The organism is Candidatus Palauibacter polyketidifaciens (assembly GCF_947581785.1).
GTDB classification, from domain to species: domain Bacteria; phylum Gemmatimonadota; class Gemmatimonadetes; order Palauibacterales; family Palauibacteraceae; genus Palauibacter; species Palauibacter polyketidifaciens.
The window spans coordinates 42,592-64,536 of the sequence record NZ_CANPVO010000013.1; the positions used below are offsets into that span (position 1 = coordinate 42,592).

The window sequence follows — 21,945 nt, forward strand, 5'->3', positions numbered from 1 at the left end:
GACTCACTTGACCATCACACCGTCGGGAACGGGCCATCGCTCAGCCTTCGCGGCCGATTCTTGCGTTTGCCGAAGCTAACGACCCCGTCCGGCGGGATCAACGGAGGCCCCCGCCTCCCGCGACTGTTCCAGGAGCGCTTCCCAGCGCTTGCCGTCACCCTCGATGGGTACGTGACGGACCGCCGCGGGCTGTCCGAGTCGCCGCTGCAGTCCGGCCACCAGACCGGGCACGCGGTTCGCCGGCGCCCGTCCGTGCTCCACGACCACCTGGTGGGCGGGCGTGCCGTTGGCCGGCACCATGCGGGCGCTGTAGAGGGCGCGCCCACCGTCCTCGAGGATTCTCGTGAAGAGAAAGAACTCGGAAGACTCCTCCACCTGGGGGAGGGGCGGAAAGAGCCAGACATCGGCAATGCGGGGCGGAGGGATGCGCCGGCCGAGGTCGCCGAGCCGGGCCGCGCGAGAACCCGGATCGTCCATGATCCCGTTCCCTGCGTGCGGCAGTTCCTTCGTGACCTTCGCGTCCATCTCACCCTCCCCGCCGAATCCCCACCCTGGGCCCGCTACCGGCAGCCCCGAACGCACGGCACGTCTACAACATACCCCGATGTCCCGGACGGAGGCAATCCGCGGCGCCCGCCCCGGGGCCCGCCCGGCGGGCGCTACCGATCCTCTTTCGAAGCCACGGCCGCTTCCACAAGTGGGCGCAACGCGTCCAGCACGACGCGTACCGCTTCGTCCAGGTCGAGTTCAACGAGGACGCCGGAAGCCTTCGCGTGTCCGCCGCCGCCGAGGAGCTGCGCGACACCGGACACGTCCACTTCCCCGTTCGAACGCAGTGACACCTTCGTTCGATTGCGCGCGAGGCCGCGGAAGAGGAGTCCGACCTCCATTCCCGCGAGCCGGCGCGGGAACTCGACCAGACCTTCCATGTCGTCGCTTCGCGCACCCGTCCTCGAGAGGGCCCGACGGTCGAGCGCGATCCAGGCGATGGGGGCGCGAGGGTCGACTTCCAGGCCCTCGAGAGCCAGCCGCATGAGGGCCAGCCGCCCCCGGCTGTACACGCCGTACAGCGCGCGGTACAGCGCGCCGGTATCCACCCCCGTCTCCAGGAGCACGCACGCGATCGCGTGCGCGCGGGGGGATGTGTTCGAGAAACGGAATGAGCCCGTATCCGTCGAAATCGCCGCATAGAGGGCCTCCGCCTCCGCTCGCGTGAGGCCCTCGTCGTCGAGCGAGAGCAGGTCGTAGACCAGTTCGCCGGTCGCGCAAGCGGCGGGATCGCGGATCGCCGGCGTCACGAGCGGAGACCCCACGGGCGGGTGATGGTCGATCAGGACGCCTCCCGTCCGCTCCGCATGTTCGGGCAGGCCGCCGAGACGCTTGGGCTCGGCGGTGTCGAGGACGGCGATCGTGTCGGCCGCGTTCAGCGGGTCCGCGGCCGCCGGATCCTCTTCGACGAGCGCCGGGAGGTCCCGGAGGAGGAATCGCAGCGAAGCCGGCGGCCGGCTCGGGGTGACGATCGTGGCTTCGGCTCCGTGCCGCAGCAGCCGGGAAGCGAGCGCGACCATGCTGCCGATGCCGTCGCCGTCAGGGTTCACGTGGGTCGTGAGCACCACGGAAGATGCGTCGCGCAGGCGGCGCCGGATCGCTTCGAGCGCCTTGGCACGAGCCGGCGGCATCGGGGACACGGTCACGACCCGCTCCCGCCGGCCGCCCGCACGATCTCCCGCCAGAGTCGGCGGGTCGCGATGTCCAGTTCCCCGGGATCGCCCCGGTTCTCGAGCACGCGATCGGCCCGGCGCCGTTTCTCCGAAGCCGCGAGTTGAGCGGCATCGATCGCGGCGAACTCCTCCGCGGTCCAGCCCCGGGACCCCAGCGCCCGCGCCTCGCGCACCTCTCGCGGCGCATCCACGACGACGATCATGTCGTAGTCGTCCTCCAGGCCGACCTCGAACAGGAGCGGTGTTTCCTCCACGATCACGCGCACGCCGGCTGCCGCGGCTTCGCCGATACGGCGGGCCCGAAGTTCACGGATTCCGGCGTGGGAGATCTCTTCGAGGCGTTCGCGGGCCCCCTCGTCGGCGAAGGCCACCTCCCGGAGCGCGGATCGGTCGATGGTCCCATCGGGGCCGATGACGCTTCTCCCGAACGCTTCGCGGATGCGGCCGTATGCCGGGGACCCCGGGCGCACGATCTCGCGCGCCAGTTCGTCGGCGTCGATGACGGTGGCACCCCGCTCGGCCAGATTGCCGGCCACGGTGCTCTTGCCGGCGGCCACCGTTCCGGTCAGTCCGACGCGAAACGGCATGGTATGGCTAGACGGCGAAAGAGGTCCCGCAGCCGCAACTCCCCGTCGCGTTCGGATTCTCGAACGTGAACCCCGTGCCCTGAAACGAACTGTGGTATCCGATGGAAAGGCCTGCCAGGTACTGGGCGCTGAACGGATCGATGACGACGGGCACCCCCTCCGACTCAAAGGTGAAATCGTCCTCGCGCACCGCGGTGTCCATGTCCAGCCCGTATTCGAAGCCGGAGCATCCGCCCGGGATCACGCTCACCCTCAGGATGGTCTCGGTGTCCGTCCCGGCCTGGAACTCCCTGACCTTCGCGGCCGCCTCCGGCGTCAGCGTGACGATGGGTTCGGCCGACCGCGTGGCCTGTGCTATTTCGCTCATACCGCCCTTGCCTGCATGGCTTCGGGTACTCGGCGCGCAGGATTCCCTGCGCCGCCCGTCTCCCTCAAGATAACCGACTCCGTCGTTTCTCCCTAGCACGGCCCGGCGGCGGCCGGCGGCGGCCCGTCAGGCAGGCTGCCGGTCGGCCTCCCGGCACGACCTCCGGCCGATCTCCTCCAGCCATCGCATGGGCACGTGCGCCCACCCGGGAACACCCCGCCGGCCGGTGTCGGGTCCGTGCCAGTCCGAGCCACCACAACGGAGCAGGCCGAGTTCGCCGGCGAGAGCGTTCATGCGGCTCCGCACGGCCGGGGGATTCGCGGGGTGGACGACCTCGACGCCATCCAGACCCTCGCCCACCCAGCGGCGGACTTCATCCTCGCCATGCATCCTGCCCGGGTGTGCGAGGCAGACGACGCCGCCCGCCGCGTGCACGTGATCGAATACGATCTTCGGCGGCGTGGGTTCCTTGCCGACGAAGGCGGGACATCCGCGCGACAGGTAACGCCGGAATGCCTCGTTGATATCGGAGGCTGCGCCGCACGCCACCACCGCCCGTCCGACGTGGGCCCTGGTCGGGGCCGCGGCGCCCGTCTGTAGTGCCACGTCCTCCCAGGTCACGGCTGCGCCCGCTGCCTGCAGCCGTTCGACGATCTCGCGCGCGCGCCGCACCCGATCCTCGCGGTAGCGGGTGAGGAAAGCCTGCAGGCCGGAATCGGCCACATCGAACCCGTACGCCAGGAGGTGCACGGACCGGCCCGGTTCGTTCGCCGACAACTCGGCCCCCGGCAGGAAGCGGAGGCCGAGTTCTCGCGCCGCCTTCTCAGCCTCGGCGAGTCCCTGCGTCGTGTCATGGTCCGTCAGGGAGAACCCGTCGAGACCCGCGTCCGCCACGGCCCGGGCCACGTCGGCCGGCGCGAGCGTTCCATCGCTGGCGGTCGAATGCAGGTGCAGATCGACGCACGGGCCCGTTCCGCGCCCGTCGGCGGCCTCGCCGGCGACGGGAACGGTCACCGACGGTAGGTCGGATAGTCGCGGGGGATGCCCATCGAACGCGAGGCCTCGAACAGACCCCGGAGGTCCTCCTCGGACATCTCCTCCAGGGCTTCGCTCCCGCCGTGCCGATCCGGATCCAGGCGAACCACCCGGTAGGGGCGCTGGTCGGTGCTCTGACAGAAGAACACGACGACGCGCTCCCCACCCTCGTCGGCGAGTTCCGCCCGCCACACGTCTCCCTCGGCCTTGATTCTCGTGCTCACGCGTTCATCGTCCGTTATGCGGTTCGTCGTCCTTCGGGGCGGCGCTGCGGACCCGGGCGCGGCGTGCGAGCCGGGGTTGAGGTCGGGGTCACAAGATCGGGGGACGATGGAACAGGGTCAATGGCGACAGGCGCGCCGGCTCGTGCGGGAAGCCCGGCGCGTGGTCGCGCTGACGGGGGCGGGGATTTCGGCTGAATCGGGAGTTCCGACATTCCGTGACGCCGGGGGGCTGTGGAAGAGCCATCGCCCCGAGGAACTCGCCACGCCCGAAGCGCTCGCGCGCGATCCGCGGACCGTGCTCGAGTGGTACGCGTGGCGGCGCTCGGCGCTCGCCCGCTGCCGGCCCAACGAGGGACACCGGGCGTTGGCGCGCTTCTTTCTGCGGCGCGGGGAGGCCGGACTCGTGACCCAGAACGTCGATGGTCTCCACACGCGCGCCGCGCTCGAGGAAGCGGGGGACGATCCCGCGGAGGCGGCGCTGCCGCTCGAGCTGCACGGCGCCGTGGGCCGCGACCGCTGCGAGTCCTGCGAGGCGCGCTGGCTTGCCGAGCCGCTCGGCGAGACGCTCCCCCGGTGTTCTGCCTGCGGGGGACTCCGGCGACCCGATGTCGTCCTCTTCGGCGAGCCGCTCGACCCCGACTTGCTGGACCGCGCGCGCCGGCTGGTGGAGCGGGCCGATCTGTGTCTCGTCGTCGGGACGAGCGCCGTCGTCTACCCCGCAGCGGCGCTTCCGCTCGCGACGCACGAGGCCGGCGGGCTCATCATGGAGGTCAACGTGCGGCGAACCGCGCTCACGGAGGTCGCCGCGGCGACGCTGCGCGGGGAGGCCGGAACGATCCTCCCCGCCCTGCTGGACTGACGGCCCGCGGCAGACCCGGCTAACGGTCCGTGGCAAGACCCCGCGTTAGCGTCGAGAGCGGTGAAGCGCTCGCGTGACAAGGAGCGACGAGGGAGCATAGCCGTTGCTGTGTGACCGAGGAGCGACGCAGAGCGCAGCGGGGTCCCCTCTGGGGATGGCGAGATGCAGCGCCGCTCGAACGCAGCGGGGCTTTTGCCAAGGGCTGCTAGGGCTCGCGTTCGACGAATACGGCGCGTGCGAGGACGGGTTTGACGTCGAAGGAACGGTCGTCCACCTCGAGGCGGGCGACGCCATCCGCCCGCTCTCCCAGACACCGTATTCGCGTGCCCGGGAAGAGGCCGAGGGCGGCGAGTTCCCGCAGCGTGCGCGGACTCTGGTCGGAGACCTCCCGCACGACGCCGCGCCCTCTCTTCAACTCGGCGAGGGGGATCCACTCGGTCTGCGCGAGTTCGCCGTCGCGCGTCGGGATCGGACTCCCGTGCGGGTCGATCGACGGTTCTCCCAGCGCCTGCGCCATCCGGTCGATGAGCGCCTCCGAAGCGGCGTGTTCGAGGCGCTCGGCCTCGGCGTGCACGTCTTCCCAGGAGAAGCCGAGTCTCTCGATCAGATACAGTTCGATCACCCGGTGCCTGCGGATGATCCGCAGCGCCGCCGCCTCTCCAGGCGCCGTGAGGAGCACCCCTTTGTAGGGCGTGTGCCGGAGAAGCCCCTGCGCCGCCAGGCTCTTGACCATGTTCGTGACGGACGCCGCGGAGCGGTCAAGTTCCTCGGCGAGCGCTGTCGTGGATACGGGGTCGCCGGATTGCTGGAGCTTGTAGACGGCCTTCAGGTAGTCTTCGACCGCCCGGCTCGGGTCCGCGGGACCGGATTTCACGAAGTCGGCCGCCGGAAGATGGAATCGGACAGTACGGGGTTCAGTTCGACGTCATCGTGGCGGAGTTCGCGGGTCGGGTTCATCTCCGTGTCCCGGTAGAGCCGCGAGATGACGTACGTGAAGTCTCCGACGTGCTCGTACCCGTCCCAGTACATGCGCGCCCGGCTCTCCTCTCCCCGCCCCTGTGAGATGTAATGGACCTGCTCGGGCCAGGGATCGTCGTCGAGGAAATAGTAGAAGTAGCGGTCGCCGGACTGGAGACCGACGCCGTCGCCGAAGGTGATGCGCACCTCGTATCCCCCTTCGTCCCGGGCTCCGGCGCGCCGGTTCACGCCGGGGTCGAGGAGCTTGTACGGGAGCCCGAACCAGTAGACGACGTCCCGTCCCACGTACTCGGACTCATCCCAGGCGCGGATTCCCGGTTCGAGGAGGCGTTCGTTGAGCGTGGCCCACATCTCGGAACCCGTGAAGGTCTGGACGTAGAGCCCCTCGGCCTCGGGGCGCTCGATGCGGGTTTGCTCGACGCCGTCCACCTTCCGGTACTCGACGCGGCGCGGGCGCATGCGACGGATGCCTCCCGTGGAGTCGTACCACACGGTGGTGATCGTGTAGCGGGCCGACTCGATGTCATGCCAGGCCTCCATGCCGCCGGCGGCCTCGACCCAGGCGCCGATGAGCGAATCGGCGAGGACCTGATCGGGCTCAAGAGCGGTCGAGGTCGCGGGAGAGGAGCCGTCCGGTGCACAGCCCGCAACTGCGGCGAGGGCCAGGGCGAGGACGGAGCCGCGGGCTGCCGGGCGTCGCGGGAGTCGGGCGCGGTGGTTCATGGGGGCCTCCGGTGTGGCTGCGGGTCGATCCTGTCGTGGCGCGGGGCGGAATATGCACGTTGGGGCCGGGCCCGTCACGGCGTGTCCGACCCTCCGCCGACGCCCTTCAACTGTACGACGATGACCTCGACGGGTTCGGATCCCCGGTTCACATCTCCGTGCAGTTCGCCCGGAGGATCGGCGTCGAGCCAATAGGCCCGTACTCGTTCTCGAACTGCGGCGTGCGCCCGGTGGTCGCGGCCTCGGCGGCCGGTTCCGCGTGGTCGCCGGACTGACCGCACGCCAGGCGAGCAGGGCGGCGGCGAGGACCGAAACGGCCGCGGCGACGAACACGCGGACGGCGGCTGGGAAGATCCTGGCGTGCGTCACGGCTCTGCTCCTTGCGTTGATCGGGTTGGGCCGGGGACGGACCGGGGTCGCACGTCGACGGCTCGGCCCGGCCGAACGGCGGCGGTCGGGGACGCGGCGACGATTTCGATTTCGATGCTGGATTCGGCCATCCCGTGCCTGGGGGAAGCGACTTGGAGCGTCAGGCGATACTGCCCCTCGTCGAGCATGGGAAGGCGGAGTTCCAGGGTGCGGCCCTCGGCGCCGGGATTCGTCACCGCCTCGAGCCAGCGGATGCCCGCCCGTTCCGTGTCGTCGCGGGCGAGTCCGCTCCATTCGAGGGCCCTGCGCCAGAACCCCTTCCCCTCTCGCGCCAGCGAAAGCGTCACCTCGAGAGCGGCGGCCTCGGCAGCGGGGCCGTACCACTCCCAGTAGACGCCCAGAGTCTCGCCCGCCCGGGCGGTGCGAGCGCCTCGCGCGCGGGCGAGCGCCTCCGAGAGCGTGGCGGGGGCGGCGGCGCCGGCGTCGAGCAACAGGATGTCGGACAGCAGCGGATGGCCTTCGGCGAGGGGCATCCGTGCGCGTGCGGCGCCGGGTCCCTCGTCGCAGCGCGCTTCGACGCCGACGAACGTGGCGGGGGTGAACTCCCGAAGCTCCGCGACCGCGAGCGGCCCGTCGCCGCTGCCGGTGCTGGCCGCCATCACGCCGTGGGCATCGGCGAGGAAGAGTCCGCTCTGCAGATCGCAGGACGGCAGGGAGTCGGGCCACGTGAACGCCGCGACCACCCGCCGGCGGCCGTCTCGCCGGAAGCTGGCCACCTGGTGAGGAAGGTTCGCGATCTCGCCGAAGACGGGCGCCCAGCTCGTGCGGCCCTCCGGCTCATCCAGCTCCCAGAGCGGCTCGTCGTCCGCGGGCCCGAGGCGCACCACGGTGAAGCGCTGCGCCCCCGGAAGGCGGTGCGACCACACGATCTCGTCCGTGCGTGAGCCGACGAACCGGCGGCGCGCCCGCTCCCAGCCGGCGGGCCAGCCGAAGCGCAGCGTGATCTCGGTGAGATCGTCGCCCCACCGCATCCCCCAGGGGCTCGCGGCATCGGCCTGGAGCGCGGCGCGGACGCGGCGGGCGAGGTGTTCCGAGCGTCGCTCAAGTCCCGGCGCGAGCCACAGCGGGTCGGAAAGGTGCCAGAACGAGCGCTCCACGGCGCGGCGCGGCGAACTGCCGCAGGCGAAGCGTTCGTAACGGCCGCGCGTCCGGCGGTCGAGTACGGGCCCGAGCGCGGTCCAGCGGCAGCGCTCCTCCTCGGTCAGCCGGCCGAGCGCGCGCTCGAAGGCCGACTCCGCTTCCGCGTAGCGGCCACTCTCCTGAAGGACGAATCCGGCCAGCCCGGCGCACCACGCGCTCTCCATGCGACAGCTTTCCAGCAGCGCGAGCGCCTCTTCCGCGCCGCCTGCCTCCAGCCGGTAGGCGACGCGCTGCCCCGTGAGCCATTCGTCGCCGGGGATGATCCGGGCGGCGCTGTCGAGGACCGCGATCAGGGCGTGCCGTTCCCCCAGGACTTCCGCCTCCTCCGGGACCGGCTCCCAATCGTCGTCGTCCCACCCCTCGACGAGGCAGAAGCGCCCGATCCCCTCGCCGCATTTCGGGTTGACCAGGGGGCCGCGCGGGAAATTGCGGCGCCGGACGTGCTCGAAGGCGCGCTGTGCGTCACGCGCCATCCGCCTCGCCGAAGCGGCTTCGGGAGATGCGGGCGGCTCGCGAGATTGAGCCGCGTGCTCGCTGGCGACGCGCCCCGACGCGGCGGCGGAGGGCGTGGGTGCGGGCGGCGTGGCGGCGGGCGTGGCGGCGGCCGGCGCCGAGAGCGTGATGACCGCGAGGGCCGGGGCAAGGACCGCGCGGCAGGTGCGGATCCCGACGTTCCGACCCGGACCCATCTCAGTACACGTCCAGGTCCCGGCCGTATGCGAGCGGTCCGTCGTAGCCGGCAGCGCGAATCTCCGCGACCATTTCCTCCGGTGTCGCTCCCCAGTGCAACTGGTGATGCAGGACGAGGATTCCCGGGCGCGCCCGCACGGCGAGTTCGGCCAGTTCGACGGTCGACGTGTGGGCCTGGGCGTGATACGACTGCCATTCCGGCGGACGGTCACGGAAGGTCGTGGCCGAGTACACCTCGTGCACGAGCACGTCGCACCCCGCGCACATCTCGACGATCGCCTCGTTCGGAGCGGTGTCGCCGGAGAGGACTACCGAGCGTCCCGCAGCGTCGAACCGAAAACCGTACGCCTCCGGCCAGCCCGTATGCACCACGGCGAAGGCGGTCACGCGGACGCGGTCGTCCTCGTAGATGACGCCCGGGGCGATTTCGACCGCGTCCACGCGCCACCCGTCCGGCGTCGACGGCTGGTGGCCGCCGAGTCGGTTCTCGATGTCCGCCTCCCACGCGGCCGTCAGGTGCTCGGCCATCGCCAGTGTCCCGCTCGGGCCGAACAGCTTCAGCGGCGCCTCCCGCTCGGCCACCCAGGGGGTGTGGATCAGGTCCGGCAGCCCGATCGTGTGATCGCTGTGCAGATGGGTGAGAAAGGCGATATCCAGCCGCGCCGCCGTAAGGCTCTCGGCGCCATAGCGATCGGCCGCCTCCGCCGCGCGCCGCACGAGGCCGACGCCGGCGTCCACGATGTAGGCCCGTCCGTCCACCAATATCGCGGTGGCGGGGCCCGACGCCTCGGGTTCGGGATTGGGCGTCCCCGTGCCCAGCAGGACGACGTGCGTCCCGGTGGAGAGATCCCGGGCGGCCTCGGCCGCGGCGGATGAAGGCTCTCCGGGGCCGCACGCCGGCAACGCCAGCGCGGGCCAGACGAGGAGCAGGCCGGTCGTGATGGTCGAGCGCATGCGGCTTCGTTCTGTGCGGGACATGCGGCAAGATCGTTCGATCGAGCCCGCCGCTCAACCGTTCAACGCGTCTTGACCGGATCCGGCGCAGCCGGCCTTTTGCGGCCATGGACGAACCACGCCGCGCTCCGCCTCCCGGCCGCAACCCGGTCGCTGTCGCCGTCGCGGCCTTCTATGTGCTCCTTTTCGCGGCGCTCGTGTGGCCCGTCTATCCGTGGTTCGCCACCATCGAGCCGCGCGTGCTCGCGATGCCGTTCTCGCTCTTCTACGTCGTCGTCGGGCTCCTCTTCTCCTTCTTCGTTCTCTTCGGGTACTACCTGTGGGAACGGAAGCGGGAGACGGCCGACGGGGACGCGAACGGCGCGAGCCGCTGATGCCCGCCTGGCTGATCGTCTTCCTCGTCACGATCGGGTATCTGCTCGCTTCGCTCGCGATCGGGCTCGCCTCCGGCCGCCACGCCTCGGACAGCACGGAGGGTTACGTCGCGGGCGACCGCTCGCTGAACTTCCTCGTCCTCTACTTCATCATGGGCGCCTCGGTGTTCAGCGCGTTCGCCTTCCTGGGCGGGCCCGGCTGGGCCTATTCTCGCGGGGCCGCAGCCTTCTACATCCTCGCCTACGCGTCCGTCGGGCTCGTCCCCTGGTACTTCTTCGGCCCGCGCGTCGCCGCCCTCGGCCGGCGTTTCGGCTACGTCACGCAGGCGGAACTCTTCGCGCACCGCTTCGACAGCCGCGCGATCCCGGCCATCCTCGCGGTCCTCTCCGTCTTCGCCTTCGTCCCCTACCTGGTGATTCAGATGAAGGGGGCGGGATACGTCTTCAACGTCGTGACGGAGGGGCGCGTCCCGCAGTGGGCCGGGTCCGCGATCGCGTACGGGGTCGTCCTGATCTACGTCTTCCGGAGCGGCGTCCTGGGCGTTGGCTGGACGAACACCTTCCAGGGGATGTTCATGATGGTGCTCGCGTGGGGGCTCGGACTCTACCTGCCGGCGAAGCTGCACGGCGGCGTGGGTCCCATGTTCGACGCGATCGCGGCCGGGCTCCCCGACATGCTGAGGGGGCCGGGACTGGATGCGGACGGACAGCCGTGGAGCTGGGGCGCCTACTCGAGTGCCGTCGCCATCTCCGCCTTCGGGTTCAGCGTGTGGCCGCACTACTTCATGAAGATCTACACGGCCCGCGACGTGGACACCCTCAAGCGGACGGTCGTCTACTATCCGACCTTCGCGCTCTTCCTCGTCCCCATCCTCTTCATCGGCTTCTCGGGCGTGCTCGCCTTCCCGGGCGTCGAGCCGGCGGACGCGATCCTGCCCACGATCGTGACCTCGGCGCAGATCGGGCTGCCGCCGCTCATCGTGGGCCTCTTCTGCGCCGGGGCACTCGCGGCCTCGATGTCCACCGGAGACGCGCTCCTGCACGCGGCGGGGTCCGTGGCGGTGCGCGACTTCTGGGGCAACGTGCGGCCGGGCGCGCTCGACGACGCGGCGCAACGGCGCTGGATTCGCCACATGGTGATCCTCGTGGGCGCGGTCAGCTACGGGCTCGCGCTGATCCCCGGACTCAGCCTCGTGGAGCTCCTGCTCCTCAGCTACGGGTTCATCGCACAACTCTTCCCGCTGACGGTCGTGACCTTCCTGTGGCGGGACGTGACGCGGGCGGGGGCACTGTGGGGTCTCGTGACGGGAGGCGGCATCGCGTTCTTCCTCGACCTGGCCTTGCGGCTGGACGTCGTGTCAGCCGCCGCGACCGCCGGCGTCCACCCCGGCATCTACGGCATGGTCGGAAACGTCATCGTCATGATCGCGGTCTCCCGCCGCACCGCGCGCCTCGCCCCCGCGCACGTCGCCGAGTTCGTGGACCGTTAGCAGCCCGTGGCGGCCAGAGCGCTTGCCACGAACTGCGAGCGGTTCGTCCCGGCAGCTACCTCATCCAGATGACGACGAGGGCGCACCGCCCGACGCCGAACCGCATCAGGCCGCACGGCCGTAACGGGCCGGCCAGTGGAGGGCGAGGGCCGCGTTGCCGCGGATGCCGGTCGCCAGTTCGTCGATCACGATGTGCTCGTTGACGGTGTGGGCCAGTCGGTCGTCCCCGGGGCCGAAGCCGACCACGGTCATGCCCGCGAGCCCGAAGTGTCCGCCGTCGGTCGCAAAGTCCCAGATGTCGACGGGCGGCTCCCCTCCAAGCGGGCCGGCCAGGACCTCGACCGCCGTCAGGACCGCGTCGTGGTCGGCGGGCAGCGAGAGCGCCGGGTTGTCGGCCGGATACGTCATCTCGTACCCCGCGTAGCTCGAGCGCTCGTGCTGCGGGATCAGGATGTCGCTGCTCGATCCCTCGATCTCGCACGCGCGGAGCACGGGGAGGAGTTGCTCCCGCAGCGAGGCCGCGTCCTGCCCGGTCACGGTCCGGCAGTCGAGCGTGACCTCCGCCAGGCCGGGGATGACGTTGCCGCTGGTCTGGTCCGTACCGATGAGCGTCGGGGCGATGGAGCAGGTGCCGAGATCGGGATCGTGCGCGAGGTCGACGTCTTCCAGCGCCGCGAGGAACCGTCCGAGTACCGTCAGCGGGTTGCGACCGATGTCGGTCATCGAGGCGTGGGCCATCCTTCCCCGCACCTGGACGCGGAGTTCGATCCGGCCCCGGTGCCCGCGACGGACCTCGTTCCGGCTGGGCTCGCCGATCAGGACCAGGTCGGGCTGCAGCGTTTCCGCCATGTAGCGGGCGCCGAGTCCGCCGACTTCCTCCTGTACCGTTGCCGTCACGTAGACGTCGCCGGGAGGCCGCTGGCGGGCGGCGATGAGGCGGGCGATCCCGTGCACCTGCGCCGCGAGCGGTCCCTTGATGTCGATCGCGCCCCGCCCCCACAGCAGGCCGTCGTGGATCTCGCCGCCATAGGGGTCATGGGGCCAGTCCCCCGGATCCCCGGCGTCCACGTGGTCGAGATGCGTGTTGAACATCACCGAGGGCGCGTCGCCGGTTCCCCGGATGAGGCCGATGACGTTGCCCGCGGCGTCATACTCGACCTCGTCGTAGCCGAGCGCGCGCATCTCGGCAGCGACGATCCGGGCCAGTTCGCCTTCTTCGCCCGGCATCGACTGCGTGCGGATGAGTCGCTGGAGAAAACGAACGCAGGCGTCGAGTCCCTCGCCCGGCAGTTCGGGAGCGGTTTCGTCGTTTGACATCATCATGATCGGTCCTCAGGGGGTTCGGGTTCCGGGCGGTGGTCAGCCCGACTGACTCTCAATGTGGATGTGAAGGAGTTCCGTCAACTCCACGCGTTCCCGCGGGAACGTCCCGCTGCTCGGATTCAGGCCCGAAGTCACGGTCTCGCCACCCGCGGCGGGAGGCCGATCGGCCTCACTTCCTGGATGGCCGACGCCACCGCAAGCGCCCGGCCCTCGCCTCGGGGCGGCGCGACGACCTGCAACCCGACGGGGAGTCCGGCCGCATCCAGCCCGGCCGGGACGCAGGCGACGGGCAGACCCGGCATCGAGAGCAGGAAGGTGGGGGCGATCCAATCCACATACGTCTTCATCGGCCGCCCCCCCACCGTCTCCGGATAGTTCTGCTCCGCCGGGAAGGGCGGGATCGCCATGCACGGCGTCAGGAGCGCGGCGTACCGCTCGAGGAGGACGAGAAGCTCTTCCCTCACCCGGCGGCGGACGTTCTCCGCCGCCCCGATCTCGGCCGGGGTCACGGACAGTCCGGAGCGGAGGTTGGCCGACACGTTGGGGCCGAAGGCGTCGACCCGGTGCAATTCGGCCTCGAAGTGGGACACGAACCAGTGCCCGCGGAGGACGAGAAACGCATCCCACGCTCCGGAGAGATCGAGATCCACCTCGTCCACCCGCGCGCCCGCCGACCGGAGCGACGCCAGCGCCTCGCGGCATGCCGCCTCCACGCCGTCGTCGATTCCGATCCGCGCGAGGTCGCCGCACCAGGCCCAGCGACTCCCGGCGAGATCCGTGGCGCCGGCGTCCGGCCAGAGCGGCTCGGGAGCGCAGACGGGCGAGGCCGGATCGGGTCCCGAGATCTCGCGCAGCGCGAACGCGACGTCCGCCGGGTCCCGGGCCATGAGGCCGGTCGACTGCAGGTCGTCCCACAGGTAGGCGGCGGGCACCGTCGGCACGAGCCCCGGGGTGGGGCGCAGCCCCGCGATGCCGCAGAAGGAGGCGGGGATCCGCAGCGAGCCGCCGAGATCCGTGCCCTGCGCGAGTGAGATCATCCCCGTCGCGAGGGCGACCGCTCCGCCTCCCGTCGACCCACCCGCGCTGAGGGCGGGGTTCCACGGGTTCCGGGTCACGCCGAACACTTCGTTCCACGTGTTTCCGCCCGCGGCGAACTCCGGCGTGTTCGTCTTCCCGAGGATGACCGCGCCGGCCTCGCGCAGGCGACGGACGACGAGCGCATCCTCCTCGGGCACGTGATCCGCGAAGAGCGGCGAGCCGTACGTCGTGCGGAGGCCCGCCGTCTCGGTCACGTCCTTGATGCCGACGACGAGCCCCGCGAGGGGTCCCGGATCCTCGCCCGCCCGGAGGGAGGCATCGACGGCGGCCGCCTCCGCCTCCGCCTCGGGGTTCAGCGTGACGACGGCGTTGAGTTCTCCGTTGTGCCGTTCGACGCGGGCGAGGCAGGCGCCGAGCAGCTCAGCCGCGGCCAGCTCCCCCGCCCGGATGCGCCGGGCCTGCTCACGGGCCGTCAGCAGCGCCGGATCGCGATGTTCCATCACCAGGACGCCGACAGCTCGACGACCGACGCCCTAGGGCAGAAACATCTGGGCGATCGCCTCCCCATACCGGGCCGAGTCGAAGGGGAGCGCGTTCGTCTGCAGCGCCACCGCCACGCCGTACTCATCGAAATTGGCGAGGAAGGACCGCGTCCCCTTCACGGTGCCCGTGTGGCTCGGGTAGCGCCGCCCCGCCTGGTCGGTGCGGATGAACCACGCCAGCGCCTGCTCGTGCTCGATCGGGTCACCGAGTCCGTCCGGCGACGAGGGATCGATCTGCCGGATCCCCGGCTCGAGCTGCGATCGGTGCATCTCGGCCACCGTCTCCGGAGCGAGCAGCCGCCCGTCGTTGATCGCGATCGCGAAGCGCACGAGGTCTTCCACGTTCGAGATGATGCCGCCGCCGGCGTACTTGTAGCTCGGGTCCTCCGGCGGGGGGTGGATGAACCGCCCCGACGCTCCGCGGACGTATCCGCGCCCCCGGTTCTGCACCACCCGCGACGGGACGTCGAACTGCGTGGCGAACATCCCCGCCGGCTCCCACACGAAGCGCTTGAGGTATTCCTCGTAGTCCATTCCCGACGCTGCCTCGACAATCCCGTGCTGCAGGTTGTGGGCGTGCGACGAGTACATCCACCCGGAGTCCGTGTCGTAGGCGAGGGGGTCGTCGCGCCACAGCTCCGTCGCCTCCTCGAAGGTGTCGTAGTGGCGCAGACTCAGCAGGTCGTGAGGGCCGAACTCGACGCCGTCGTAGTGTCGGATCCCGGATGTGTGCGTAAGGATGTGGCGCACGGTGATCGGGAACTCCCGTTCGGGATACCACGGCATGTACGTCTGGAGGGTCGCGTCGAGATCCACCTTCCCCTGCTCGACGAGCTGCATGAGACCGACCACGGCGAGCACCTTCGACACCGATCCCACGTTATGGACCGTCCGGCCCGTGGCGGGCGTATGGTTCTGGAGTTCAGCATACCCCACTCCCTCGGAGAAGACGATCTCGCCGTCCACCGCCACCGCGACGGACAGTCCGGGCAGATCGTTGTCGTTTCGGATCTGCTCCATGTAGTCGAGCAGCCCCTCCCGCGAATGGCTCTGGGCTGTCAGCGGGGCCGCGGCCTGCATGAGGAAGCAGAGGGTCAGTACGAGCGACAGCAGCGACATTGCGTTCGCCCGTGCACGGTTTGTGATCGTCATCGTTCCACTTCTCCGTCTGAAGACTTCCTCGGGGCGTTCAAGTACGCCCGACGATCCAATCTCGACTTTTTCTCTGATCCTCTATTCCTCGAGAAACGTCACCACGCGGCAGAAGGCGGCCTCTCCTCCCTTGAACTTCCAGGGAAAGCACCCGATGGTGAGCCGCCGGTTCTGCAGTTCCGGGGCGGCGATCCGTCCGCCGAGGTTCTCTATGTGCATGCAGTTGTGCGGGAAGAGCGCATTGTGCGTGAGTTGATAGTGCTCTTCCGGGAACAGTTCATCCACGGCCGCGGCGCCGCCGAACACCTTCTCCGCCATCGCCCGCACGCGGTCGCAGTGTCCGAAGGTGCCTTTCCCGAGGAATCTCCCGATGGGGAGGTTCATGGGATGATCCGTGGAGATCGCGTCCACGCCCCACACCTTGATCTTCCGGTCGATGAGCCACTGCACCATGTCGGGGTGCGCGCCGGGGTGCGTATGGACGTAGCGCTCCTCGTTCGCGTCGGCGCCGAACTGCGCGAAGCGCTCCCACCCCGTGTGCAGGATCAGGAGGTCTCCGTCGCGGATCTCCACCCGCGATTCGATCATCTCGGGCGTGTACACGGCGAGGTCGCTCATCTCGTCGCGCAGGTCGACGATGACGCCGTCCCCGTACAGCCACTCCAGGGGGATCTCGTCGATCGTCATCCCGTTGGTCACGAAGTGGCGGGGCGCGTCGAGGTGCGTGCCCATGTGGTTCGAGGTCTGGATGTACTGCGCGTTCACCCCGTGTTCGACCTTCCGCTTGATGTACTTCACTTCGAAGGGGGGATAGTAGGGCCAGAAGAAGCATTCCTGATTGAGGGGCTGTGAGAGATCGTAGAGTTTCATGAGCGCTCGGCTCCACCGGGTTCGAGGTTGAGGTGTCGAGGACCGACGGCCGTACGCTCCCCCATCCGGTCGGGGAACGCAATGCCCGGCGCCCCGGTCACGACGGTGGGATGGGGATGTCGAAGAGCGCCTTTACGGCGGGCTTCTGCACCTTGCCCATCGCGTTGCGGGGCAGGTCGTCGACCAGGCGCCAGGCGCGAGGCACCTTGTAGCGGGCGAGCCGCTCCCGGACCCACGGATCCAGCCGCTCGGGGAGCGAGTTCGGTCGCGGCGCCGCGCCGGGCTCGGGGACGATGGCGGCGGCGATCCGTTCTCCCCAGTCTTCGTCGGGGATCCCGACCACGGCGCAGTCCCTCACCGCCGCGTGCGTGCGCAGGAGTTCCTCTATCTCGACCGCCGAGATCTTGTAGCCGCCGCTCTTGAGGATGTCGACGGAGCGGCGCCCCAGAAGACGGTAGTAGCCGTCCTCGAGGACCGCCTCATCTCCGGTCAGGAACCACCCGTCGACGAAGGCGGCCGCCGTCTCTTCGGGACGCCGCCAGTATTCGGAGAACACCATCGGGCCGCGGATCCGGATCTCGCCCGATTCTCCCGGATCGAAGGCTTCCACGCCCTCAGCGAGCACGCATCCCGTGGCCGGGCGCACGAGGCGCAGGCCGACGCCGGGGAGTGGCTGGCCCACGGTGCCCGCTCGCCGCTCGCCGTCATACGGATTCGAGAGCCCCATGCCGATCTCCGTCATGCCGTAGCGCTCGAGGAGCCGGTGCCCGGTGATCTCCTCCCACCGCTCGAACGCGCGCACGGGGAGCGCCGCCGAACCCGACACCATCAGCCGGAGCGCACGGACGCCCCGCGACCATCGCCGGCGGGTGGCATCTTCCGCGGCATCCCAGGCGCGCAGGAGCTTGGCGTAGATGGTCGGCACGGCCATGAACACGCTGATGTCGCCCGAGGCCAGCCGTTCCCAGGTGGACGCCGGATCGAACGACCCGCCGAACTCCACCGCGGCCCCCGCATGGAGCGGACAGCAGAGGGCGTTGACGATCCCGTGCGTGTGGTGGAGGGGGAGGACGTGGAGGATGCGGTCGTCGCGCTCCCACTTCCACGCGTCAAGCAGCGACCGGATGTGCGCTTCGATCTGGCGGTGCGTCGTCACGACGCCCTTGGGGCGTCCCGTGGTGCCGCTGGTGTAGAGGATCATCGCGGGTCGATCCAGCCCGACCGGTGGCGGCGGTCCCGGATCGGGCGCGTCGAATGCGGAGGCGCTCGCGTCCGGGTCGGATGCGTCGTGGAACGGGATGCCGCGCTCCCGCGCGGGGCCCTCGACGCGGCGTCCCGTTTTTCCGGCCCCGATGAGCGCGGCGCAGTCCGCGTCATCGATCACGTATTCGATCTCGCGGGCGGGATGGCCCGGACAGAGGGGGACGGCGATCCCGCCGGCGCGCCAGATGGCCCATTGGGTGACGACGTACTCGAATCCCGGCTCCATGAGGAACGCCACCCGGGCCCCGTCCAGGTCGGCGGCACCGGCTGCGGCACGGAGATGTCGAGCCCATAGCCGCGATGCTGCTTCGAGCTCGCCGTACGTGCGGGACGCACCGCCCGAGAGCACGGCTACGCGATCCGACCGCTCCGCGGGCGGATGGAAGAGCGTGGGGCCGGTCAAGTCCGGGCGCGATCCGCCGCGTGCGACACTACGCGGGTGGTCAGGATGCGGATCAGGTGGCGGCGGTATGCCTCGGTTGCGTGCATGTCGGCGGCGGGTTCGGAGGTTTCCGCGCATGCGGCAGCGGCGGCCTCGATCGCTTCGGGCGTCGGCTTCTCGCCGACGAGCGTTTGCGCGGCCTCTTTCATCAGGCAGGGAGTGGAGCCCCCGTTCACGAGCGAGATGGCGGCCTCGTCGCAAACCCCGCGGGAGTCCAGCCGGATCCGCGCGGCCACGCCGGCGAGGGCGTAGTCGCCGCGGCGCCGAGCCACCTCGTCGAAGGCCGTCCCCCCTCCGGGGGCGGAGGGCGGCACCTCGATCGCGGTCAGGAGTTCATCGGGCTCGAGCGCGGAGAAGAAGGGGCCGAGGAAGAAGTCGCCAAGATCCAGCGTTCGCTCCAACCGGGAGCCGGACTCTCCATCGCGCGGGCGGCGCGCGATCCGGACCCGCGCCCCCAGCGTGAGGAAGACTGCGGGCAGTTCCGCGGCCGGATCGGCGTGGGCCACGGAGCCTCCCACGGTGCCCCGCGAGCGAATCTGCGGGTGCGCGATGAAGGGCGCCGCCTCCGCGAGGAGCGGGCTCCGCCGTGCGATGAACGGGTCGCGTTCGAGCGCCGAGTGCCGGGTCATCGCCCCCAGGCGCAGCCCTCCGTCGTCCGTCTCCTCGATCCGGGACAACTCCTCGACCCCGTTCAGGTCCACGAGACGTTCCGGCGCCGCGAGACGGAAGTTGAGCATGGGAACGAGGCTCTGTCCCCCCGCCAGCGGGCGCGCCTCCAGCGAAGTGTCCGCGAGCGCCTCCAGCGCTTCGTCGAGCGTGGCGGCAGCCACGTAGTCGAAGGGCGGCGGCTTCACGCCGTCCCCCCAGCCTGCGTCGACGCTTCGCGGAGCTTCCGGAGAAGCTCGAACAGGCGGCCCGGACTACAGGGGATGTCGAGGATTTCCAGCCCGGGAGCCAGGTCGGCCAGCGCATCTTCGACGGCCTGCGCGAAGGCGGCCGCCACCGGGATCGCGCCGCCCTCCCCCACCCCCTTCGTCCCGAGAGGGTTCAGCGTCGAAGGCGTCTCCAGGTGTGCGGTCTCGATCGGGGGGACGTCGGTCGAGGTCGGGAGCAGATAGTCCATGAAGGAGGCGTTGCTCGTCCCGCCGAACTCGTCGAACACGAGTTCCTCGTAGAAGGCGTTCCCGATCCCTGCCGCGACGCCGCCGTGGATCTGGCCTTCCACGATCGTCGGGTTGATCACCGTCCCGCAGTCGTGTACGACGATGTAACGCAGGATCTCGACCATCGCCGTCTCGGGGTCCACGGCGACGACAAGGGCATGCGTCCCGTTCGCCGTCGTCCCGTACGGCGGGCCGAAGTACGAGGTCGCCTCCAGCCCCGGCTCGGTCCCCGGCTCCACGGCTCCCCGCAGCGGGTTGGCGCTCGCCGCGAGCGCGCCGAGATCGACGGAGAGGTCCGGGGCGCCCCGTACGCGGGCGGCCCCTTCGGCGAGTTCGAGGTCATCGGGGTCGACCTCGAGCGCCTCCGCAGCGTGTTTCAGGATCTTCTCGCGCACGGAGAGCGCCGCGGCGTGGATCGCGTTGCCGGCCACGACCGCGCCTCGGCTCGCGAAGGTGCCCGTCCCCCAGTGGAAGTCGCTCGTGTCCCCGGTCACCACCCGCACGTCGGACGGCTTCACCCCGACGGCGTCGGCCACGATCTGTGCGAAGGAGGTGAAGTGTCCCTGACCCTGCGTCCCCACGCCGGTCGCGAGGCGGACCGTGCCGCCGGGCTCGACCGTGATCCGGGCCCCCTCGTAGGGGCCGATCCCCGTCCCCTCCACGTAGTTGACGACGCCGACGCCGACCGACCGCCCGTCCCCCTGCATCCGTTCGCCATCCCGCGGGAACGTCTCGTGGCCGACGAGGCGGACGGCCTCCTCCAGCGTCGCCTCGTAACTCCCGCTGTCGTAGCGGAGCGGGGCGAAGTCCTGGTACATGATCTCGTGGTTGTACGGGAACTCGTCCGGGCCGATCACGTTGCGGCGGCGGATCTCGACCGGATCGAGGCCGAGGCCGCGGGCCGCGAGGTCGAGCAGCCGCTCCATGACGAACACGCCGTGCTGCCGTCCCGCCCCCCGCACCGGCGTGACGATCGGCTTGTTCGTGAACGCAACCCGGAACTCGCTCTCGTAGTTCGGCACCCGGTAGGGCCCGAGAAGCGTGCACTGGGTGTTGATGGGGATCGTGAGACCGTACGGGTCGTACGCTCCCGAGTCGTGGATGAAGATGTCCCGCACGCCCAGGATCCGGCCGTCGCGCGCGACCGCGATCTCCGCCTCGTGCAGTTGTCCCCGCTCCTGGGTGGTGGCGAAGAAGTTCTCGTACCGGTCCTCGACCCACTTCACGGGCCGTCCCAGCTGGATCGAGGCCCAGGGGATGAGGATCTCCTCCGCGTAGAACATGATCTTCGGGCCGAAACCGCCGCCCACGAAGGGGGCGATGAACCGGACCTGCGACTCCGACAGGCCGAGGGCGGCGGCGACGACGTTGCGCACGGGAATGGGGGCCTGCGTCGTGTCCCACACCTCCAGCCGGTCGGCCCGCGCGTCCCACTCCGCCACGACGGCCCGGTTCTCGATCGCGCCGCCGATCCCGCGGTCGTAGGAGAAGCGGCGCTCCAGGACGAGATCGGCCCGGGCGCGGGCGGCGGCATAGTTCCCTTTCGTCTGTCGGACGTACGCGGCGAGGTTCGACGGGAGGTCGTCGTGGATCCGCGGGGCGTCGTCATCGAGCGCCCGCCCGAGATCCACGACGGGATCGAACGGTTCGATGTCCGCCTCCACGAGTTGGGCCGCATCCTCGGCCACGTAGCGGCTGTCCGCGACGATCATGGCCAGCGCCTCCCCCTGATGCCGGATTCGCTCGCGGACGAGGGGGAGCGCCGTGCGGGCGTGGAACACCAGGCCTTCGAGCGGCGGCGGAGGCACGAGCACCGCGCCGGGCCGGAGGAGCGGACCGAGGTCGGCGGCCGTGAAGACGGCGTGGACCCCGGGGTGCCTCCGCGCGCTTTCGACATCGAGCCGGCGGAGCCGCCCGGCCGGCAGGTCGCTCCGCACGAAGGCGACGTGCAGCGCGCCCGGCGGTTCGACGTCCTCGACGAACTGCGCGCGGCCGGCCAGCAGGCGCGCGTCCTCGTTGCGCGGCACCCGCGCCCCGACCCACGTCCCGCCCGCCCGGCTCAAGGCTCGTCCCCTTCGTCGGCGCCGGCACCGTCCGCCGCGAGGCGCTCGGCGGCGAGCGCTACGCCCTCCACGATGTTGTGGTAGCCCGTGCAGCGGCACAGGTGCCCGGACACCGCTTCGCGGATCTCCTCACGCGAAGGCGCCGGGTTCTCACGCAGGAAGGCCTCCGCCGTCATCAGGATCCCCGGCGTGCAGAAGCCGCACTGCAGGCCGTGCGCCTCGTGAAGCGCCTGCTGGACCGGGTGCAGCTGTTCGACGGAGATCGCTTCCCCGGGCGCCGTCGCAGCGAGCCCCTCGACGGTCGTCACCTCGTGCCCGTCGATCTGTACCGCGAACATCAGGCAGGCCCGGACCGGTTCCCCGTCCAGTTGCACGGTGCATGCCCCGCACACCCCGTGCTCGCACCCCACGTGCGTCCCCGTGAGCCCGACCTCCGAGCGCAGGAAGTCCGACAGGAGGAGCCGCGGCTCCACTTCCCCGGACCACGCCACGCCGTTGATCCGGGCGGATATTCGTAC

21 protein-coding genes are annotated in these 21,945 nt (G+C 70.5%); 3 read left to right on the forward strand and 18 right to left on the reverse strand.

All coding sequences use genetic code 11. The features are described 5' to 3' along the window. Nucleotides 1–75: 75 nt before the first annotated feature. From RN729_RS02425 to RN729_RS02450, 6 genes are all read right to left on the reverse strand, one after another. Complete coding sequence (locus RN729_RS02425; protein WP_310782052.1) at nt 76–525, reverse strand: hypothetical protein; 450 nt, start codon at nt 523–525, stop codon at nt 76–78. Between the two features lie 134 nt (nt 526–659). Continuing rightward, nucleotides 660–1,694, reverse strand: coding sequence for a bifunctional oligoribonuclease/PAP phosphatase NrnA (locus tag RN729_RS02430; RefSeq protein ID WP_310782053.1), 1,035 nt, complete (start codon nt 1,692–1,694; stop codon nt 660–662). Further along, nucleotides 1,691–2,308, reverse strand: a complete 618-nt coding sequence (gene coaE, locus RN729_RS02435) for a dephospho-CoA kinase (protein WP_310782054.1) — start codon at nt 2,306–2,308, stop codon at nt 1,691–1,693. Before coaE ends, RN729_RS02430 begins: the two co-directional genes overlap by 4 nt. A 7-nt stretch (nt 2,309–2,315) precedes the next feature. Beyond that, nucleotides 2,316–2,675 (reverse strand): iron-sulfur cluster assembly accessory protein, encoded by a 360-nt coding sequence (locus RN729_RS02440; RefSeq protein ID WP_310782056.1) that lies wholly within the window; start codon nt 2,673–2,675, stop codon nt 2,316–2,318. 126 nt (nt 2,676–2,801) lie between these two features. Continuing rightward, on the reverse strand, nt 2,802–3,689 hold the full coding sequence (locus RN729_RS02445; RefSeq protein WP_310782057.1) for a PHP domain-containing protein: 888 nt from the start codon (nt 3,687–3,689) through the stop codon (nt 2,802–2,804). Then, nucleotides 3,686–3,934 (reverse strand): hypothetical protein, encoded by a 249-nt coding sequence (locus tag RN729_RS02450; RefSeq protein ID WP_310782059.1) that lies wholly within the window; start codon nt 3,932–3,934, stop codon nt 3,686–3,688. The genes RN729_RS02445 and RN729_RS02450 overlap by 4 nt, the downstream gene beginning before the upstream one ends. A 106-nt stretch (nt 3,935–4,040) precedes the next feature. Between RN729_RS02450 and RN729_RS02455 the strand changes: the two genes are divergently transcribed. Further along, nucleotides 4,041–4,793, forward strand: a complete 753-nt coding sequence (locus RN729_RS02455; protein WP_310782061.1) for an NAD-dependent deacylase — start codon at nt 4,041–4,043, stop codon at nt 4,791–4,793. Nucleotides 4,794–4,998: 205 nt separating this feature from the next. Here RN729_RS02455 and RN729_RS02460 read toward each other — a convergent pair whose 3' ends face one another. From RN729_RS02460 to RN729_RS02475, 4 genes are all read right to left on the reverse strand, one after another. Next, complete coding sequence (locus RN729_RS02460) at nt 4,999–5,667, reverse strand: metal-dependent transcriptional regulator (protein ID WP_310782063.1); 669 nt, start codon at nt 5,665–5,667, stop codon at nt 4,999–5,001. After that, the gene (locus RN729_RS02465; protein WP_310782065.1) at nt 5,664–6,494 is read right to left on the reverse strand and encodes a hypothetical protein; all 831 of its coding nucleotides are present in this window, start codon (nt 6,492–6,494) and stop codon (nt 5,664–5,666) included. Before RN729_RS02465 ends, RN729_RS02460 begins: the two co-directional genes overlap by 4 nt. A gap of 365 nt (nt 6,495–6,859) precedes the next feature. Continuing rightward, nucleotides 6,860–8,752 (reverse strand): hypothetical protein, encoded by a 1,893-nt coding sequence (locus RN729_RS02470; RefSeq protein WP_310782067.1) that lies wholly within the window; start codon nt 8,750–8,752, stop codon nt 6,860–6,862. A gap of 1 nt (nt 8,753) precedes the next feature. Continuing rightward, entirely contained in the window at nt 8,754–9,731 is a 978-nt protein-coding gene (locus tag RN729_RS02475; RefSeq protein ID WP_310782069.1) for an MBL fold metallo-hydrolase, read from the reverse strand. A gap of 83 nt (nt 9,732–9,814) precedes the next feature. On the opposite strand from RN729_RS02475, the gene RN729_RS02480 reads away from it, so the two are divergent. Beyond that, nucleotides 9,815–10,081 carry a hypothetical protein gene (locus RN729_RS02480; protein WP_310782070.1) on the forward strand — a complete coding sequence of 89 codons (267 nt, stop codon included), beginning with the start codon at nt 9,815–9,817 and terminating at the stop codon, nt 10,079–10,081. Beyond that, nucleotides 10,081–11,571, forward strand: coding sequence for a sodium:solute symporter family protein (locus RN729_RS02485; protein ID WP_310782072.1), 1,491 nt, complete (start codon nt 10,081–10,083; stop codon nt 11,569–11,571). Before RN729_RS02480 ends, RN729_RS02485 begins: the two co-directional genes overlap by 1 nt. Nucleotides 11,572–11,676: 105 nt before the next feature. Here the strand turns inward: RN729_RS02485 and RN729_RS02490 are convergent, their stop codons facing one another. The 8 genes from RN729_RS02490 to RN729_RS02525 all read right to left on the reverse strand — a co-directional run bounded on the left by RN729_RS02490 (nt 11,677) and on the right by RN729_RS02525 (nt 21,918). Continuing rightward, a complete protein-coding gene (locus RN729_RS02490) occupies nt 11,677–12,894 on the reverse strand; it encodes a M20/M25/M40 family metallo-hydrolase (RefSeq protein ID WP_310782074.1) in 1,218 nt (405 codons plus the stop codon). Between the two features lie 131 nt (nt 12,895–13,025). After that, the gene (locus RN729_RS02495) at nt 13,026–14,432 is read right to left on the reverse strand and encodes an amidase family protein (RefSeq protein WP_310782198.1); all 1,407 of its coding nucleotides are present in this window, start codon (nt 14,430–14,432) and stop codon (nt 13,026–13,028) included. A gap of 33 nt (nt 14,433–14,465) precedes the next feature. Further along, a complete protein-coding gene (locus RN729_RS02500; protein ID WP_310782076.1) occupies nt 14,466–15,626 on the reverse strand; it encodes a serine hydrolase domain-containing protein in 1,161 nt (386 codons plus the stop codon). An 81-nt stretch (nt 15,627–15,707) separates the two neighbouring features. Then, entirely contained in the window at nt 15,708–16,496 is a 789-nt protein-coding gene (locus tag RN729_RS02505) for a cyclase family protein (RefSeq protein WP_310782078.1), read from the reverse strand. A 97-nt stretch (nt 16,497–16,593) separates the two neighbouring features. Next, complete coding sequence (locus tag RN729_RS02510; protein WP_310782080.1) at nt 16,594–18,162, reverse strand: acyl-CoA synthetase; 1,569 nt, start codon at nt 18,160–18,162, stop codon at nt 16,594–16,596. Further along, nucleotides 18,159–19,055 carry a xanthine dehydrogenase family protein subunit M gene (locus RN729_RS02515; RefSeq protein WP_310782082.1) on the reverse strand — a complete coding sequence of 299 codons (897 nt, stop codon included), beginning with the start codon at nt 19,053–19,055 and terminating at the stop codon, nt 18,159–18,161. The genes RN729_RS02510 and RN729_RS02515 overlap by 4 nt, the downstream gene beginning before the upstream one ends. Further along, nucleotides 19,052–21,427, reverse strand: coding sequence for a xanthine dehydrogenase family protein molybdopterin-binding subunit (locus tag RN729_RS02520; protein ID WP_310782083.1), 2,376 nt, complete (start codon nt 21,425–21,427; stop codon nt 19,052–19,054). The genes RN729_RS02515 and RN729_RS02520 overlap by 4 nt, the downstream gene beginning before the upstream one ends. Next, nucleotides 21,424–21,918 (reverse strand): 2Fe-2S iron-sulfur cluster-binding protein, encoded by a 495-nt coding sequence (locus RN729_RS02525; protein WP_310782084.1) that lies wholly within the window; start codon nt 21,916–21,918, stop codon nt 21,424–21,426. Before RN729_RS02525 ends, RN729_RS02520 begins: the two co-directional genes overlap by 4 nt. Nucleotides 21,919–21,945 lie beyond the last annotated feature (27 nt).

What these genes read in the sequence shown, in the direction of transcription:
- RN729_RS02425 (WP_310782052.1), bottom strand. Translation starts at nt 525, where the DNA reads ATGGACGCGAAGGTCACGAAGGAACTGCCGCACGCAGGGAACGGGATC.
- coaE (WP_310782054.1), bottom strand. Translation starts at nt 2,308, where the DNA reads ATGCCGTTTCGCGTCGGACTGACCGGAACGGTGGCCGCCGGCAAGAGC.
- RN729_RS02440 (WP_310782056.1), bottom strand. Translation starts at nt 2,675, where the DNA reads ATGAGCGAAATAGCACAGGCCACGCGGTCGGCCGAACCCATCGTCACG.
- RN729_RS02455 (WP_310782061.1), top strand. Translation starts at nt 4,041, where the DNA reads ATGGAACAGGGTCAATGGCGACAGGCGCGCCGGCTCGTGCGGGAAGCC.
- RN729_RS02465 (WP_310782065.1), bottom strand. Translation starts at nt 6,494, where the DNA reads ATGAACCACCGCGCCCGACTCCCGCGACGCCCGGCAGCCCGCGGCTCC.
- RN729_RS02470 (WP_310782067.1), bottom strand. Translation starts at nt 8,752, where the DNA reads ATGGGTCCGGGTCGGAACGTCGGGATCCGCACCTGCCGCGCGGTCCTT.
- RN729_RS02475 (WP_310782069.1), bottom strand. Translation starts at nt 9,731, where the DNA reads ATGTCCCGCACAGAACGAAGCCGCATGCGCTCGACCATCACGACCGGC.
- RN729_RS02480 (WP_310782070.1), top strand. Translation starts at nt 9,815, where the DNA reads ATGGACGAACCACGCCGCGCTCCGCCTCCCGGCCGCAACCCGGTCGCT.
- RN729_RS02485 (WP_310782072.1), top strand. Translation starts at nt 10,081, where the DNA reads ATGCCCGCCTGGCTGATCGTCTTCCTCGTCACGATCGGGTATCTGCTC.
- RN729_RS02490 (WP_310782074.1), bottom strand. Translation starts at nt 12,894, where the DNA reads ATGATGATGTCAAACGACGAAACCGCTCCCGAACTGCCGGGCGAGGGA.
- RN729_RS02495 (WP_310782198.1), bottom strand. Translation starts at nt 14,432, where the DNA reads ATGGAACATCGCGATCCGGCGCTGCTGACGGCCCGTGAGCAGGCCCGG.
- RN729_RS02500 (WP_310782076.1), bottom strand. Translation starts at nt 15,626, where the DNA reads ATGACGATCACAAACCGTGCACGGGCGAACGCAATGTCGCTGCTGTCG.
- RN729_RS02505 (WP_310782078.1), bottom strand. Translation starts at nt 16,496, where the DNA reads ATGAAACTCTACGATCTCTCACAGCCCCTCAATCAGGAATGCTTCTTC.